The following is a 14,774-nucleotide window of genomic DNA, read 5'->3' as shown; positions in this document are numbered from 1 at the left end:
GTCTTCTATTCATTTCCCTACACCCGCAACAACTCGCGGCACTTCGCTTCGTCGAGCAAATTGCCGACGTAGAAGTCGCCGAAGTCGCCGAAGCGCGCGCTCACTTCGTCGAAGCGCATCTCGTACACGAGCTTCTTGAACGTCAGCGCCTCGTCCGCGAACAGCGTCACGCCCCACTCCCAGTCGTCGAAGCCGACGGAGCCGGTGATGATCTGGCGTACGCGTCCCGCGTAGCTGCGGCCGATCATGCCGTGGCTGCGCATCATCGCGCGGCGGTCTTCCATGCTCAGCATGTACCAGTTGTCACCGCCCGAGCGGCGTTTGTTCATCGGGTAGAAGCAGATGTGGCGCGTCTTCGGCAAGGTCGGCTTCAAGCGGGCGACCACTTCCGGATCTTCCATCGGATCGACGCCCGGCTTGGACATGTAGTTGCTCAGCTCGACAACGGACACGTAAGAGTAGGCAGGCTTCGTGTACCGAGCGAATGTGGTTTTGTTAAACGCGGTTTCGATCGCCGACAGCTCCTCCAGCGTCTCGCGCAGGTGCATGAAGACGAAATCGGCTTTCTGCCCGACGATATTGTAGAAGGCGGTGCTGCCCTGCTTGTCTGCCTCCACGGTGCGCCACTCCTGCAGCAGCGTGTATAGCTCGTCCTCGGCGCTGGCACGCTCTTCGGCGCTTAGCTGCTTCCAGGCGGTCCAGTCGATCGTGCGGAAATCGTGAAGGGCGTACCAGCCTTCCAGTGTTTGTACGGCATCGCTCATCGGTCGTAGGGCTCCTTTATCAATCAAGGTTTTACCAGTATTGTAGCGAAACGCCTCCCAAAGGGCAAACGCTGTCACAGAGCTGTCACCAATTGGAGCGCCGATAACATCAATCAGCCATCGGTTCCGAGCGGCGGGTTGACTTTAGGCCCGTCCCTTTTTACACTAAAAGGAGATGAATTCGCTATTCGGCAGGAGGAAGGATCGACCATGATTCAATTGGTCATTGCGGCTTTGCTAATTTTCGTGCTGGCGTTCGGGATCGGCTTTATTTTCAACATGCTGTTGAAGACGACGGTATTCCCGGTGTATTTATACGTGCTTGCGGTGATCGGAATGTTCCTGTACTGGGCTTGGGAATCGGGCACGCTGTGGGAAAATCTCGCCGGCAACACGATTGTCGACTATACGCCGTTTATCGGCGGGCTGTTCGGAGCGTTTCTGAGCGGGTCGGCGATCAAAGCATTGCGGGAGCGCGGATTCAAGATGTTCTAACGGTTCGACAACGGTATGGAAGCGAGACAGGAAGGACTCCGTCGGGAAAAAGGGCGGAGTCTTTTTTTCTCCATTTATGATAGAATGAGAGAAGTCGACTTTTCTTGTCGAAAGGTCGATAGATAGGAGCATGCACCATGCGAATTTCGAACATGCACCATTTTACCGAAAACCATCGGTTCTATGTATACCGCGAGTTTGCGCTGGGCGTTCTGGAGCTGAAAATGCTAACGAGCATCTATCAGCCGATGATAGGCGCGTACGCGATCAGCATCTACCAGACGCTGGCGGGCCAAGTGCCGGCCGATCGCCTCGGCTATTCCGAGCTGGAGCAGCAGCGCAAGCTGTTCCTGGCGCTCGATCTGGAGCCGGGCGAACGCGGGCGCAAGATCTTCATCGAGACGACGTCGAAGCTGGAGGCGGTCGGGCTCTTGCAGACGACGCGACGTTATTTCCCGGCGATCGACGATTACATGTACGAATACCAGCTGCTCGCACCGCTGGCGCCGGACGAGTTTTTCAAAAACCAGCACCTCGTCATGCTCCTCAGGGACAAGGTCGGCAAATACGCCGTGCTCGCGCTTCGCGAGTCGTTCCAGTGCCAGGAGCCGGAAGAGCTGGCCGATCCGGATGCCGTCGCCGAGAACATCTCCGTGCCATTCTACGACTTGTTCCAGCTGAACACATCCGTTATCGATTTCGAGCTGGAGCAGGCGCTCTACGAGACGGCTCCAACTCGCGAGCGCTCATCCGGCCTGGACGTGACGAGCAAAGCGTTCCATTACACGGAGATCATCACCCGGTTCCCGCGCGAATCGGCCAACCGTCCGTTCGTCGAAGCGCTTCGTTATGAGCCGCAGCAGATGATCGCGATCAATATGACCGCGCGCAAATTCTCGCTCACGCTGCAAGATACGGTACGTCTGCTGGACGAGGACGGCGTGTTCGATGAAGCCGGCGAGCTGCAGGTTGACCTGCTCCAATACAAGGCAAACATGAATTACCGACAAGGCCGCAAGCGCGACGAAGAGCGGGAGCGCCATATCGTCAAGGCGGAAGCGGCGGCCGAGGCCGTCCGACGTTCGAACAGCCGCGAGTCTTCCCAGTGGGAAGGCATCGAGGAGAAGACGGTCGAGATGAGCTACTATTTGGAAGTGCCGACGCTCTTCATTGGACAGTGCGACATTCACCAGTACAACGCGCTGCTTCGCAACGAGCCTTACACGCAGCTGCTCAGCCGCTTTTTCCCGAAGGGGACCGTACCGAAGACGGTGGCCGATATTTTCGACAAAATCGATATTAACTACAAGCTGCCGGATGAAGTGATCAACGTCATGATCCATCACCTGCACGTCTACAAGGAATCGTCCTGGACGAAGGGCTACATCGACTCCGTCGCTTCCAATATGCTCGCCAAGGGTGTAGGCACTTATGAGCAGGCGGTCGAATATATCCGTGAACAGACGCTGAAGCGGACCGGCGGGCGCGATTCCGCGTCTGCAGCAGGCAAGGACAGCCGAACCTCCACAGCAGCCCCAGGAGGCCGCCGCAGCTACAACAACGGCAGAGCCGGCAACGCCCAGCAGTCGCAGAAGCCCAAAATATCGATCATTACCGATATTCCCACCGCCCCTCAGCTCACGCAAGAGCAGCTGGAGGAGATGCGCCGCCGCGCGCAGAAGCTGGACGGGAAGCTGAAGAAATAGAGATGAGAGGAGGAACCCCGGATGGAATCGTTATCGCGTTTGCTGTCGGGCCTACCGGATCTGTCGTTCATGAAGCAGGCCGAGCAGACGATCCGGGAGCTCCTGGACGATCCGCTCATTGCCAAACTGCGAATGAAGCATCCGGAACTGGACGAGCAGACCCTCAAGATCCATATGAACCGGCTGTACCAATACGTCGTCGAGTACCGCAATTGTACGAGCTGTCCCGGCCTCGACAAGTGCCCGAACGATTTTCAAGGCCATTACACCCGCCTCAATGTCGAACAGATCAACGGCCAGACTTACATTCACGACTACAAGGTCTCGTGCAAAAAGTGGATCGCCAAAAACAACCAGGACACGATCCGCAGCCGCATTCGCAGCTTCTATGTAGACGTCAAGGCGCTCGAGGAAGGCTATTCCAGCGAACAGATTCTGTTCATGGACATGGATCGAACCCAGGCGGTCGGCCAACTGCAGAATTACATCGACCAGACGAAGGATCAGGGGCTGCAGCGTACGGGGCTGTACCTTGTCGGTCCGTTCGGGACGGGCAAGACGTACCTCATGTCGTACTTGCTGTACCAGCTCGCCAAGGAAGGATTGACCGGCGCGATCGTCTACATGCCGGATTTCGTCGAGGACCTCAAGTCGATGATCCAGGAGCCGCAGAAGCTGAAGGAGACGGTCGATATTTTGAAGGAGACGGACCTGGTCGTGTTCGACGACATCGGCGCGGAGAACTTGAGCCCTTGGGTGCGCGATCATGTGATGGGTGCGATTCTCAACTATCGGATGAACCGCAAGCCGACGTTCTTCACGTCCAACTATGAGCTGGATGCTTTGGAACGACATTTCAGCTTCACGAGCCGCGATGGGGACGAAGAGTTCAAGGGACAGCGCATCATGGACCGCATTCGGCCTTTCGTCGATGTGATCAAGATAGGTGGCTTCAACAAACGGGGGGCGGGCAAACCGCAATAGGCTGATTGCTTTCCCCACCGCCTTATTCTACAATATAGGAGCATATTTGGAATCGAAGGAGAGATCGGCATGAACGTGAAAATAACGCGCAATGCAGCTAAAGTGATTCAAACGGAGCTGGACAAGGAAGAGAACAAGGAGCTGCTGCTTCGCGTCCTCGTGACGCATGCGCACGGCGACCACGCCCACTATGGCCTCGATCTGGACAAGCCGGGCGCGAATGACGTCGTAGTCGAGACGGACAAGGGCATCTCGGTCATCGTGCAGAAGGATCAGCCGCTGCTGGACGGCGTGAAGATCGACTACCTGTACGGCGATCAAGAAGGGTTCATGATCATCAACCCGAGCAAGGGCAATCACGGCGACCATTAAGAAACGCAGCAAGTAACGTAAAACGGAGCCTTCCCCCGAGGAATGGCTCCGTTTCGATGTTTGCGCGCGGCAATTTATACGTAGATCTTGATAATTGTCGCAACAAGTGCCATAAGGAAGAACAAGCCGAAAGTCGCGCCGAGCCCGATGGCTACATCGAGGAAATCGTTGCTTGGTTCTTCATTGACGTGAAGTCTAGGATCGTTCATCCGACATGCCTCCTAAAAACAGCCATACTGATGTGATTAGTATACCCAACCGGAACGTGCCTGTAAAGTGACGAGAAGGTGACAAATCGGCATCGGTGCCGCTTCCTTCCATTATGCGCCCCTTCTTGGCGCCGCATGCATCCGGAATTTAGCTCGCCCTGCGCGTTCATGAAAAACACCGATTTGGCGCATACTTTACATGTTGACCAAAATTGATTAATATTACAGCATACCCAATCGTTTCGGAAGCGGAGACGGACCGAATGCGGCTGGGCGCCTTGTTTTGTGACCATTCGGGTTTTGCAAGCATAGAGAAGGAGGTAACTATCATGTCCATCGTTAATGTATCCGACCAATCGTTCAAATCCGAGGTGGAGTCGACCGGTACGGTTCTTGTGGATTTCTGGGCGCCATGGTGCGGCCCTTGCAAAATGATCGCGCCTGTACTCGAGGAGCTGGACTCCGAAATCGGCGATCTTAAGATTGCCAAAGTCAATGTAGACGACAATCCGGAATCGGCGGCACGCTTCGGCGTGATGAGCATTCCGACGCTGATCGTGTTCAAGGACGGCCAGCCGGTTGACAAGATCGTAGGCTTCAAGCCGAAGGATGCGCTGAAGACTGTGGTCAGCCGTCATATGTAAGCTCGGCATCCCGCGTACGACAAGATGAAGATCGAGGGCTCTTTTTCGGCTTGCTGAAAAAGGGCTCTTTCACTTATGGGGGGAGGGGGAGACTCATGAGCGAGGAACGGCAAAACGTAAGCGTCGCCATCGGGCACAAGCTGTCTCTGCTGCCGGACCAGCCGGGCTGCTACTTGATGAAGAACCGGGAAGGCACGATCATCTACGTGGGCAAAGCCAAAGTGCTGAAAAACCGCGTGCGGTCGTATTTCACCGGCAGCCATAACGCCAAGACGCAGCGGCTCGTTTCGGAAATTTGCGACTTCGAGTATATCGTGACGGGGAACAACATGGAGGCGCTCATCCTCGAGTGCAACCTGATCAAGAAGCATCATCCGCGCTACAATGTGCTGCTCAAGGACGACAAATCGTTTCCCTATATCAAAATAACGAATGAGAAAGAGCCGCGGCTGGAAGTGACGAGAAAGGTCAGCAAGGACAAGGGCAAATATTTCGGCCCGTACCCGAACGCTTTCGCCGCGCAACAGACCAAGAAGCTGCTGGATCGGCTGTTCCCGCTGCGCAAATGCAGGACGATGCCGGACCGGGTGTGTTTGTACTATCACCTGGGCCAATGCCTCGCCCCATGCGTCTACGACGTAGCTCCGGCTGAGAACGAGCGGATGGTGCAGCAAATATCTCGTTTTCTGAACGGCGGGCATGAGCAGATCAAGGACGAGCTGAATCGTAAAATGATGGCGGCGGCCGAGGAGTTGAACTTCGAGCGGGCCAAAGAGCTGCGGGATCAGATCGTCGCTATCGATGCTTTGATGGAGAAGCAGAAAATCACGTCGACGGACACGATGGACCGCGATGTGTTCGGCTACGCCGTGGACAAGGGCTGGATGTGTGTGCAAATCCTGTACGTCCGCCAAGGCAAGCTGATCGAACGCCGCACCTCGACGTTCCCGTATTACGGGGAGGCGTACGACGATTTCATCACGTTCGTCTCGCAATATTATAGCGACAATCCGGCGCTGCCGAAGGAACTGTTCCTGCCGACCGACGCAAGCGCTGCTGTAGCGGCAGCAGCGGCTGCGATAGAGGAAGCGAAGGCGGGGGGAGCCGAAGTACTCCAAGCTGAAGCGGAGCTCGAAGAGGCCGAGGGCGACGAAGCAAAGGGCGAAGAGGCAAAGGGCGAGGAGCCCGAAAGCAAGGTGTCCAAGGAAACTCGCGAGGCTTTGGAAGGCTGGCTGAAGGTCAAGGTGCTGCATCCGCAGCGGGGGAAGAAAAAGCAGCTCGTCGGCATGGCAATGGAAAATGCCAGAGTCGGGCTGGAGGAGAAGTTCCGTCTGATCGAGCGGGATGAAGGCCGTACGGTCAAGGCGGTCGAGAACTTGGGCAATTGGCTCGGGACCGAAGCGATTCGCCGCATCGAGGCGTTCGACAACTCGAACATCCAGGGCACGGATCCGGTGTCGGCCATGGTCGTCTTCATCGACGGCAAGCCGGATCGCAAGGAATATCGCAAGTACAAGGTCAAAACCGTTCAAGGGCCGGACGATTACGAGACGATGCGCGAGGTCATTCGGCGCCGCTATGAGCGCGTGCTGAAGGAGAACTTGCCGCTGCCGGATCTGATCGTCGTCGACGGCGGCAAGGGGCAAATCTCCGCCGCTCTCGACGTGCTCGAGAACGAACTCGGGCTCTATGTTCCGGTATGCGGCCTAGTGAAGGACGCCAAACACCGGACCGCCCAGCTCATGACGGGCGATCCGGCGGAAGTTGTGCCGCTGCCGCGGGACAGCCAGGAGTTCTACTTACTGCAGCGCATCCAGGATGAGGTGCATCGTTTCGCGATTTCATTCCACCGCGAGACGCGGGCGAAATCGATGGTCGTCTCGCAGCTCGACGCGATTCCGAACGTCGGAGAGAAACGGCGGAAGGCGATGCTTAAGCATTTCGGCTCGCTGAAGAAAATTCGCGAGGCATCGGTCGAGGATTTCCGCCCGCTCGGGATCGGCGAGAAGCTCGCGCGCGAGATTCTCGCCGCCCTGCAGAAGGAGCAGCCGGCTGGCTCCGAGGCCGAGACGGCTGAGACTGCAGCAGCTGCTGGTGATGGCTTCAGCCTGGAGGAAGCGCCGGAGGAACCGTTCCCGGAGGCGGATCTGCAGGAGGCGAAGAAGAATCCGTCTCGCTGATCGGTCGGCGAAGCTTCTTGTGCAGCCACCAGATGGCGAAGCCTACGACGGCCGGTGAGGCCAGATAGGCAATGCCTAGCGCAGACTGGCCGGCACCGCTCTCCCTGCCGATCAGCGGCAGCGACATGAGCACGCTGTCAATGACGGCATGGGCGAACAGCGCGGTCAGGAAGCCATGTTTCCACAGCGCGTAGCCGAACAGCAAGCCGAGCAGCGTCACCTCGATCAACCGCGTGTATACGGGATAGATCGGGTAGAGCGTATGGTTGAACGCCCAGATGAGGCTAGGGACGAAGACGGCCACGACCGGGTCGCGGAATATTCGCATGAAGAGCGCAATGCCGAACAGCCGGTAAATCGCTTCCTCGGAGATGGCCGCAGCCCAAGCCATAAGCGGGAACAAGGCCGGCACGTAGAAGTTGTAGTATGAGCTGGACGGATCGTTCACCGCCCACATGCCGAAGCCGGCTTGCGCGATCCACAGCATGAGAGCTTGCAAGCCAAGCATGAGCACGCCGAAGCTGTACCCTCGACCCATCGAACGAAGTGTCTCTTGGCCGAAGGAAGCATCCGACCATTTGGGCCATAGCCGTATGCCCCTCGCCTGCCACATCGCATTGCCGGCGGCGAGCGACATGTAGGTCATGAGCGCGAGCGCGACGGCCAGCAGCCCGGACAAGATCGAGAATGCCGTAGCGGCTGCTTTGCCGGCGAACGGATCGGGCATGTTCGCGAACGCCATCGCCAGGAAGGCGGGCATCTGATTCCAGTTGTTCATCAGATACAGCCCGAGGAAGACGGCGGCGAGCAGCAGGCCTTTGCGGAAGCGGGTGATCTTGCGATGCCGGATCAGCATGTAAATCGCAGCGAGCGCCATCAGCCCGGTGAGGATCAGGCTCCAGCGGGACATGCCGCCGGAGGCCGCTTGTTGCTTCTCCAGCCAAGCGTTGTGGGAAGCCGGCACCCGGAACGAAGTGTGATAGGCGGTCACCTCGCGACCCTTCACTTCGAGCTCGTAGCGCAAGACCGCTTCTCCGATTTTTACATCGGGCACCTCGAATACATAGCGGGACGGGTTGCGGCCGTCGGGTCCCTGCACATACTCATAGGACTCGCTCGGGCCAGCGTATTCGCGGAGGTAGTTCTCCGCGATGCGCTGGCCTTCTCTTCTCGAGGAAGGAGCATCCAGCAGCTCGGAGGCTTTCATGCGCCAGCCGACGACGCGGCCGCTCGCCATGTCCAAATCTAGAATGTAGGCGGACGTCCTGCCGATGGAAGGTCTGAGCTCAATTTGCCAGTATTCGACCGGATAGTCGAACAGAAACGTGTCGGCATACCGGGCGACCAGCTTGTTTTTTTGCAAATAACCGCTCAGCCGTGTATTCGCTTGAAACGAGACCGTCGTCTCCGCGAGCGGTTCGGCACCGGACGGGAGCCGCTGCTTTACCCAGGCCGAGGCAGCCTGTATCGCTTCCGACTTGGAAATCGTCCGATCATGTGGAATCGAGAGGGCCGAGCCATCTTTCTCTTTGCCGACCGGCAAATTACTCGCCGCCACGAACAGGATCAGACCGATGCCGGCTAATACCAGCCATTTGTACCGCTGTAAGAAGGGCATGTAGAACTCCTTTACCGAACGGGATGCGAATAAGGGCAAGGACAATCGTCCAATCTCAACTTATCACACAATCCCGAGCTTTTCCAATTCCGCATTCCGCCGCCATTCTCGAGTAAAAACGTACGCATCTCGCCAATAGTGGAGGCTAATCCGTGAAAACGTCCGGCTGCTCTCGCAGGGTTGTCACTGTTAACGCTTTCCACGGCTTATTTCCGCCAAAAATGACTTTGTAGATGGAGCGGGATAGGATTATAATACGAATCAATTGAACAAAAAGCCGAATTTCCAAGGGAAAACGGGGGAACCATTATTTTGGGGTGAATTTCGCCGAATGCACTTGCGCACGAAGCGAATAGGGTGGCCTGCCATCCGAATCCGTCAGCTAACCTCGTAGGCTACGACAGGAAACCAGACCGTTCGCACAAGGGCATTGGGCTTCCAATGTCTTTTTTCATGCATTCATAATCGCTTAAGGGGATAAGACGCAATATGAAAATGAAGCAATTTGTCATCATCGGCTTGGGCAGGTTCGGTTCCAGCCTGGGCGCCGAGCTCATCAATCAAGGGTTGGAAGTGATGGGGATCGACAAGGACGAGGAGGTCGTCGACGAGATGGCCGACAAGCTGACCCATGTCGTGCAGGCGGACTGCACAGACGAGGAGACGCTGCGGGCGCTCGGCATCCGCAACTTCGACTGCGCCGTCGTGGCTATCGGCGACGACATCCAGGCGAGCATCCTGACGACGCTGCTGCTCAAGGAGATCGGCGTGAGGACCGTTGTCGCCAAGGCGCTGTCTGAGCTTCACGGCAAGGTGCTGGAGCGTATCGGCGTCGATCGCGTCATTTTCCCGGAGCGGGAAATGGGCATTCGTGTCGCGCATCAGCTCGTGTCGCCGAACCTGCTCGACTATATTGAGCTCTCTAAGGACTACACGATCGCGGAGCTGTCCGTCCCGAGCTGCATGAACGGCCGATCGCTCAAGGATCTCGATCCGCGTGCTAGACATGGCTGCAGCGTGGTGGCGATCAACAAGAAGGGCGGCGTCATTATCGCGCCGACGGCGGATGACGTGCTCGCGGAGAAGGACGTTATGGTCATCATCGGCACGAACAAGCAAATCGAGCAATTCGAGCAAGAGCTGGTTAGCCGCTAACACCGCTTGGCTTGCTCCTAAGCCTGCTTTATGAAGTGGCGTAATGCAGCTTCGCCTTCTGGATCCACTGCAGCGTGGAAGCGCCCAGCATCGTCGGATCGCCAAAGATAAGCGAAGTCGTGCGGACGGTCTCGCGAAGCTCCTTCACCTCGAGCAGGACGAGCTCGTTCGGGTCGAGCAGCGTACTGCGCAAGTACGACTTTGGCAGCAAGGTAGCGAAATTGCAGGTGGATACGAGGCGGATAATCGCTTCGAACGAGTCAATCTCCATCTTCACATCGGGCGCCACCGAGTAGCGAAGGAACAACTCATCCATCAGGATGCGGTACCAGGTGCCTTTGGAGAACAGGATCATCGGCAAATGCTGCAAGTCCCCGATCTCAATGCCGGACTGGCCGGACCACGGATGGTGGGCGGGCAGCACAAGGCAGAGATGGTCTTCGAATAAGGAGACGGAGTGAAGCTCCGGTTGGTCGATCGTCGAGGCTACGAGCCCGAGGTCGACTTTTTTGTCTTTGACGAGCGAGACGATTTCATGCGTTTTGCCGGTGACGGCGGAAATGTCGGTTTCGGGATAATCCTTCGTATATAAGGCAATCAGCTCCGGAAGCGTCGATTGCAGAGTCGTCAAGCTGGCGCCGATCTTGATGCTGCTTTTGCCCGGCGTGTGATATTCCGAGATCGTCCGCAGCAGCCTCTCCTCGAGCTTGCGCATCTCCAGGGCGGTTTCGTAGCAGATCTGGCCGATCCGCGTCAGCTCGAGCCGTTTGCCTTTGCGCTCGAACAGCAGGACGCCCAGCTCCTCCTCGAGCTGATTGATTTTGCGGGATAAGGCGGGCTGCGAGATCGTCAAACTTTGGGCGGCTTTATTCAAACTTTTGTGCTCGACGATCGTGGCGAATATTTTCAAATGGGCTAACATGAGGAGACTCTCCTTCAATTATTTCCTTATGCGAAATATTTATATCATTTAATTAGAAAACGGCATTTCCCTTATAAGAGTAAAGGGAGTAACATGAAGTTGTCAAACAATGTTCAAGATATGGTTAATTCGGCATGATGTTGGGAAAATAGGGAGTGACGGAGGCGAACGCGCTTGTCGCTTCGCTATTATCGACTACTTGTCGACGTGAAGAGTTGTGACATTTTGTTGACGCTTGTCGCATGCCGGGGTAAAATGAAAGATGTTTGTTTGAAGGCTGTCCATTATTTGGACGGCTATACGGATTGTCTGAAAATGAGGGTGCGGTATTCATTTTTCAAGGGGGGAACTCTTTAACCATGACTGGAAATTCGTATTACTATCGCAAGCTCCATTCCTTGCTGGGCGTCATTCCCGTCGGCTTTTTCCTAGTAGAGCATTTGCTGACGAACTATGAAGCTTTCCGCGGAGGGGCGGACGGGCATCAGTCGTTCATCGACAAGGTGCACTGGCTCAACAATTTGCCGCTTGTATTGATTCTGGAGATCGTGGGGATCGGGCTGCCGATTTTGTATCACGGTGTCTACGGCTTGTTCGTAGCCTTCCAAGCCCGCAACAATGTTAGCAATTATGGTTACTTCCGCAACGTAATGTTCATGCTGCAGCGTGTAACCGGCGTTATTACGCTGATCTTCATCGTCTGGCATGTCTGGTCCACACGGATTCAGGTTGCTCTGGGCCATACGACGCATGATGAGCTAGGCGTTCTGATGCATGACATTTTCACGAATCCCGTTACATTTACCTTGTACTTGATCGGCGTTATCAGCTCGGTGTTCCATTTCAGCAACGGCATGTGGTCGTTCCTCGTCAGCTGGGGCATCACGGTTGGACCGAGGGCGCAGCGCGTATCGACTTACATCTGGATCGGCGTTTTCGTTGCGATGTCCGTTATGTTCGTCCTGACGATGACTGCTTTCACGGATCCTCAATTCTCGGACACCAGCGTATTGGATTTGAATAAATAAGGAGGGTGAACGGCAATGGCTAAATCAAATGTGATTATTGTAGGTGGAGGATTGGCCGGGCTGATGGCGACGATCAAAGCTGCCGAAGCCGGCGTTCACGTCGACCTGTTTTCTCTCGTACCGGTAAAACGTTCCCACTCCGTGTGCGCCCAGGGCGGCATCAACGGCGCGGTCAACACGAAGGGCGAAGGCGACTCGCCTTGGGAGCATTTCGACGATACGATCTACGGCGGCGACTTCCTGGCGAACCAACCGCCGGTCAAGGCAATGTGCGAAGCCGCTCCAGGCATCATCCATTTGATGGACCGGATGGGCGTTATGTTCAACCGGACGCCGGAAGGATTGCTCGATTTCCGCCGTTTCGGCGGTACGCAATACCACCGTACGGCATTCGCCGGTGCCACGACGGGCCAGCAGCTGCTGTATGCGCTCGATGAGCAAGTGCGCCGTTGGGAAGCGGCCGGTCTCGTTACGAAGTACGAGCACTGGGAGTTCCTCTCGGCCGTCGTTGACGACGAAGGCGTCTGCCGCGGCATCTGCACGCAGGACCTGCGCTCGATGGAAGTGAAGACTTTCCGTTCCGACGCTACGATTCTGGCAACCGGCGGCCCTGGTATTATCTTCGGGAAGTCGACGAACTCGGTCATCAATACCGGTACGGCGGCCAGCGCGGTTTACCAGCAAGGCGTTACTTATTCGAACGGCGAGTTCATCCAGATTCACCCGACAGCGATTCCAGGCGACGACAAGCTGCGCCTCATGTCCGAATCGGCGCGCGGCGAAGGCGGCCGGATCTGGACGTACAAGGACGGCAAGCCTTGGTACTTCCTCGAAGAGAAGTACCCGGCGTACGGCAACCTCGTTCCGCGGGATATCGCGACTCGCGAAATTTTCGACGTGTGCGTGGAGCAGAAGCTCGGCGTGAACGGCGAGAACATGGTGTACCTGGACTTGTCGCATAAGGATCCGAAGGAGCTGGACGTCAAGCTTGGCGGCATCATCGAGATCTACGAGAAGTTCATGGGCGACGACCCGCGTAAAATTCCGATGAAAATTTTCCCGGCAGTCCACTATTCGATGGGCGGCATGTGGGTCGACTACAACCAGATGACGAACATTCCGGGGCTGTTCGCAGCCGGCGAATGCGAATATCAATTTCACGGTGCCAATCGTCTAGGCGCGAACTCCTTGCTGTCCGCGATTTTCGGCGGCATGGTGTCCGGTCCGAAAGCGGTTGAGTACATCAAAGGCCTCAAGAAACACGCCGAGGACGTCTCGAGCTCGGTGTTCGACCGTGAGACGAAGAAACGCGTCGACCAGTACGAGTCGCTGCTCAAGAAGGACGGCACGGAGAACGCTTATGTGCTGCACAAAGAGCTGGGCGAATGGATGACGAACAACATGACCGTCGTTCGTTACAACAAGAGGCTGGAAGAAACAATAGCGAAGATCAAGGAGCTGAAGTCCCGCTACGGCAAGATCAACATGACCGACACGGCTCGTTGGAACAACCAAGGCGTAGCGTTCACCCGTCAGCTGTGGAACATGCTCGAGCTGGCCGAAGCGATGACGGTCAGCGCCCTGCTCCGCGACGAAAGCCGCGGCGCGCACTACAAGCCGGAGTTCCCGGACCGAATCGACGAGACTTACATGAAGACGTCGATGGCCGATTGGACGCCGGAAGGACCGAAGATTTCGTACCAGGAGATCGACGTATCGCTCATCGAGCCGCGCAAGCGCGACTATTCGACCGATAAGAAGAAAGGAGGGAACTGATCATGGCCGAGACGAAAACGATCAAATTGTCCGTCACTCGCCAAGACAGTCCGGAATCCCAGCCTTATACGGAAGACTTCGAAATCCCTTACCGCCCGAATATGAACGTCATCAGCGCGCTGATGGAGATTCAGCGGAATCCGGTCAACTCGAACGGCAAGAAGACGACCCCGGTCTGCTGGGAGTCCAACTGCCTCGAGGAAGTGTGCGGCGCCTGCTCGATGGTTATCAACGGCAAGCCGCGCCAGGCTTGTACGGCGCTCGTCGACAAGCTGGAGCAACCGATCCGCATCAAGCCGATGAAGACGTTCAAGGTTATGCGCGACCTGGTTATCAACCGCCAGCGCATGTTCGACTCGCTGAAGAAGGTTAAAGCTTGGATCCCGATCGACGGCACGTACGATCTCGGTCCTGGCCCGCGGATGGCTGAAGTGAAGCGCCAATGGGCTTACGAGCTGTCCAAGTGTATGACATGCGGCGTCTGCCTGGAAGCTTGCCCGAACGTCAACGACAAGAACAGCTTTATCGGCCCGGCGCCGATCTCGCAAGTGCGTCTGTTCAACGCCCATCCGACGGGCGAGATGAACCGGCATGAGCGTCTGGACGCGTTGATGGAGGACGGCGGCATCGAAGGCTGCGGCAACTCGCAGAACTGCGTGCGCTCCTGCCCGAAGGGCATCCCGCTCACGACGTCGATCGCGGCGATCAACGCGGACACGACGAAGCGGCTATTCACGAAGTGGCTTGGCATGTAAGTTGGTTTGCTGGTTGTTGGATGGAATGGAAACCCATTTTCTCGAGCTTGGCTCGGGGAGATGGGTTTTTTGTTGGGTGCAGTTTTATGCCCCCTACGTCGCGCCTCATCTCCAACTTCCAACTTCGCCGCACTATCGACCGCCGCACTATCGACCGCCGCACCCG

14 protein-coding genes and 1 riboswitch are annotated in these 14,774 nt (G+C 56.6%); of the genes, 10 read left to right on the top strand and 4 right to left on the bottom strand.

Features of this window, described 5'->3' with window-relative positions:
- Window positions 1-17: 17 nt before the first annotated feature.
- Window positions 18-764 (bottom strand): hydrogen peroxide-dependent heme synthase, encoded by a 747-nt coding sequence (hemQ, locus tag PKO02S_RS20965; protein ID WP_127585803.1) that lies wholly within the window; start codon window positions 762-764, stop codon window positions 18-20.
- Between the two features lie 210 nt (window positions 765-974).
- On the opposite strand from hemQ, the gene PKO02S_RS20960 reads away from it, so the two are divergent.
- The 4 genes from PKO02S_RS20960 (at window position 975) to PKO02S_RS20945 (ending at window position 4,321) form a co-directional block, all read left to right on the top strand.
- Window positions 975-1,259: a YuiB family protein gene (locus PKO02S_RS20960; RefSeq protein WP_127585801.1), complete on the top strand. Its 285-nt coding sequence runs from the start codon at window positions 975-977 to the stop codon at window positions 1,257-1,259.
- Between the two features lie 137 nt (window positions 1,260-1,396).
- The gene (locus PKO02S_RS20955; RefSeq protein WP_127585799.1) at window positions 1,397-2,965 is read left to right on the top strand and encodes a DnaD domain protein; all 1,569 of its coding nucleotides are present in this window, start codon (window positions 1,397-1,399) and stop codon (window positions 2,963-2,965) included.
- A 21-nt stretch (window positions 2,966-2,986) separates the two neighbouring features.
- The gene (dnaI, locus tag PKO02S_RS20950; protein WP_127585797.1) at window positions 2,987-3,949 is read left to right on the top strand and encodes a primosomal protein DnaI; all 963 of its coding nucleotides are present in this window, start codon (window positions 2,987-2,989) and stop codon (window positions 3,947-3,949) included.
- A gap of 69 nt (window positions 3,950-4,018) precedes the next feature.
- Window positions 4,019-4,321 carry a HesB/IscA family protein gene (locus tag PKO02S_RS20945; protein WP_127585795.1) on the top strand — a complete coding sequence of 101 codons (303 nt, stop codon included), beginning with the start codon at window positions 4,019-4,021 and terminating at the stop codon, window positions 4,319-4,321.
- Between the two features lie 74 nt (window positions 4,322-4,395).
- Here PKO02S_RS20945 and PKO02S_RS20940 read toward each other — a convergent pair whose 3' ends face one another.
- Window positions 4,396-4,530 (bottom strand): YqzM family protein, encoded by a 135-nt coding sequence (locus tag PKO02S_RS20940; protein ID WP_127585794.1) that lies wholly within the window; start codon window positions 4,528-4,530, stop codon window positions 4,396-4,398.
- 329 nt (window positions 4,531-4,859) lie between these two features.
- Between PKO02S_RS20940 and trxA the strand changes: the two genes are divergently transcribed.
- Window positions 4,860-5,174: a thioredoxin gene (gene trxA / locus PKO02S_RS20935; protein WP_127585793.1), complete on the top strand. Its 315-nt coding sequence runs from the start codon at window positions 4,860-4,862 to the stop codon at window positions 5,172-5,174.
- Window positions 5,175-5,269: 95 nt separating this feature from the next.
- Window positions 5,270-7,354 (top strand): excinuclease ABC subunit UvrC, encoded by a 2,085-nt coding sequence (gene uvrC / locus PKO02S_RS20930; RefSeq protein ID WP_127585792.1) that lies wholly within the window; start codon window positions 5,270-5,272, stop codon window positions 7,352-7,354.
- Here the strand turns inward: uvrC and PKO02S_RS20925 are convergent.
- The gene (locus PKO02S_RS20925; RefSeq protein ID WP_127585791.1) at window positions 7,278-8,972 is read right to left on the bottom strand and encodes a CPBP family intramembrane glutamic endopeptidase; all 1,695 of its coding nucleotides are present in this window, start codon (window positions 8,970-8,972) and stop codon (window positions 7,278-7,280) included. The genes uvrC and PKO02S_RS20925 overlap by 77 nt on opposite strands.
- 265 nt (window positions 8,973-9,237) lie before the next feature.
- A riboswitch (cyclic di-AMP (ydaO/yuaA leader) is annotated at window positions 9,238-9,384 on the top strand.
- Between the two features lie 77 nt (window positions 9,385-9,461).
- Between PKO02S_RS20925 and PKO02S_RS20920 the strand changes: the two genes are divergently transcribed.
- Window positions 9,462-10,127, top strand: a complete 666-nt coding sequence (locus PKO02S_RS20920) for a potassium channel family protein (protein ID WP_127585790.1) — start codon at window positions 9,462-9,464, stop codon at window positions 10,125-10,127.
- A gap of 28 nt (window positions 10,128-10,155) precedes the next feature.
- On the opposite strand, the gene PKO02S_RS20915 is transcribed toward PKO02S_RS20920, so the two are convergent.
- Window positions 10,156-11,049 (bottom strand): LysR substrate-binding domain-containing protein, encoded by an 894-nt coding sequence (locus PKO02S_RS20915; RefSeq protein WP_127585789.1) that lies wholly within the window; start codon window positions 11,047-11,049, stop codon window positions 10,156-10,158.
- Between the two features lie 359 nt (window positions 11,050-11,408).
- Between PKO02S_RS20915 and PKO02S_RS20910 the strand changes: the two genes are divergently transcribed.
- Genes PKO02S_RS20910 through sdhB form a run of 3 tightly spaced genes read left to right on the top strand, consistent with a single transcriptional unit; the run spans window position 11,409 to window position 14,608 of the window.
- Window positions 11,409-12,077: a succinate dehydrogenase cytochrome b558 subunit gene (locus PKO02S_RS20910; RefSeq protein ID WP_127585788.1), complete on the top strand. Its 669-nt coding sequence runs from the start codon at window positions 11,409-11,411 to the stop codon at window positions 12,075-12,077.
- Window positions 12,078-12,092: 15 nt separating this feature from the next.
- A complete protein-coding gene (gene sdhA, locus PKO02S_RS20905) occupies window positions 12,093-13,853 on the top strand; it encodes a succinate dehydrogenase flavoprotein subunit (protein WP_127585787.1) in 1,761 nt (586 codons plus the stop codon).
- Window positions 13,854-13,855: 2 nt separating this feature from the next.
- A complete protein-coding gene (gene sdhB, locus PKO02S_RS20900; protein WP_127585786.1) occupies window positions 13,856-14,608 on the top strand; it encodes a succinate dehydrogenase iron-sulfur subunit in 753 nt (250 codons plus the stop codon).
- Window positions 14,609-14,774 lie beyond the last annotated feature (166 nt).

This window comes from Paenibacillus koleovorans NBRC 103111 (genome assembly GCF_004000845.1).
Classification (GTDB): domain Bacteria; phylum Bacillota; class Bacilli; order Paenibacillales; family NBRC-103111; genus Paenibacillus_AA; species Paenibacillus_AA koleovorans.
The sequence above is the reverse complement of the archived record's forward strand: the minus strand, read 5'-3'. Positions and strand labels throughout refer to the sequence as shown.

What these genes read in the sequence shown, in the direction of transcription:
- PKO02S_RS20910 (WP_127585788.1), top strand. Translation starts at nt 11,409, where the DNA reads ATGACTGGAAATTCGTATTACTATCGCAAGCTCCATTCCTTGCTGGGC.
- PKO02S_RS20955 (WP_127585799.1), top strand. Translation starts at nt 1,397, where the DNA reads ATGCGAATTTCGAACATGCACCATTTTACCGAAAACCATCGGTTCTAT.
- trxA (WP_127585793.1), top strand. Translation starts at nt 4,860, where the DNA reads ATGTCCATCGTTAATGTATCCGACCAATCGTTCAAATCCGAGGTGGAG.
- sdhA (WP_127585787.1), top strand. Translation starts at nt 12,093, where the DNA reads ATGGCTAAATCAAATGTGATTATTGTAGGTGGAGGATTGGCCGGGCTG.
- PKO02S_RS20925 (WP_127585791.1), bottom strand. Translation starts at nt 8,972, where the DNA reads ATGCCCTTCTTACAGCGGTACAAATGGCTGGTATTAGCCGGCATCGGT.
- PKO02S_RS20945 (WP_127585795.1), top strand. Translation starts at nt 4,019, where the DNA reads ATGAACGTGAAAATAACGCGCAATGCAGCTAAAGTGATTCAAACGGAG.
- PKO02S_RS20940 (WP_127585794.1), bottom strand. Translation starts at nt 4,530, where the DNA reads ATGAACGATCCTAGACTTCACGTCAATGAAGAACCAAGCAACGATTTC.
- sdhB (WP_127585786.1), top strand. Translation starts at nt 13,856, where the DNA reads ATGGCCGAGACGAAAACGATCAAATTGTCCGTCACTCGCCAAGACAGT.
- PKO02S_RS20915 (WP_127585789.1), bottom strand. Translation starts at nt 11,049, where the DNA reads ATGTTAGCCCATTTGAAAATATTCGCCACGATCGTCGAGCACAAAAGT.
- PKO02S_RS20920 (WP_127585790.1), top strand. Translation starts at nt 9,462, where the DNA reads ATGAAAATGAAGCAATTTGTCATCATCGGCTTGGGCAGGTTCGGTTCC.
- hemQ (WP_127585803.1), bottom strand. Translation starts at nt 764, where the DNA reads ATGAGCGATGCCGTACAAACACTGGAAGGCTGGTACGCCCTTCACGAT.
- PKO02S_RS20960 (WP_127585801.1), top strand. Translation starts at nt 975, where the DNA reads ATGATTCAATTGGTCATTGCGGCTTTGCTAATTTTCGTGCTGGCGTTC.
- uvrC (WP_127585792.1), top strand. Translation starts at nt 5,270, where the DNA reads ATGAGCGAGGAACGGCAAAACGTAAGCGTCGCCATCGGGCACAAGCTG.
- dnaI (WP_127585797.1), top strand. Translation starts at nt 2,987, where the DNA reads ATGGAATCGTTATCGCGTTTGCTGTCGGGCCTACCGGATCTGTCGTTC.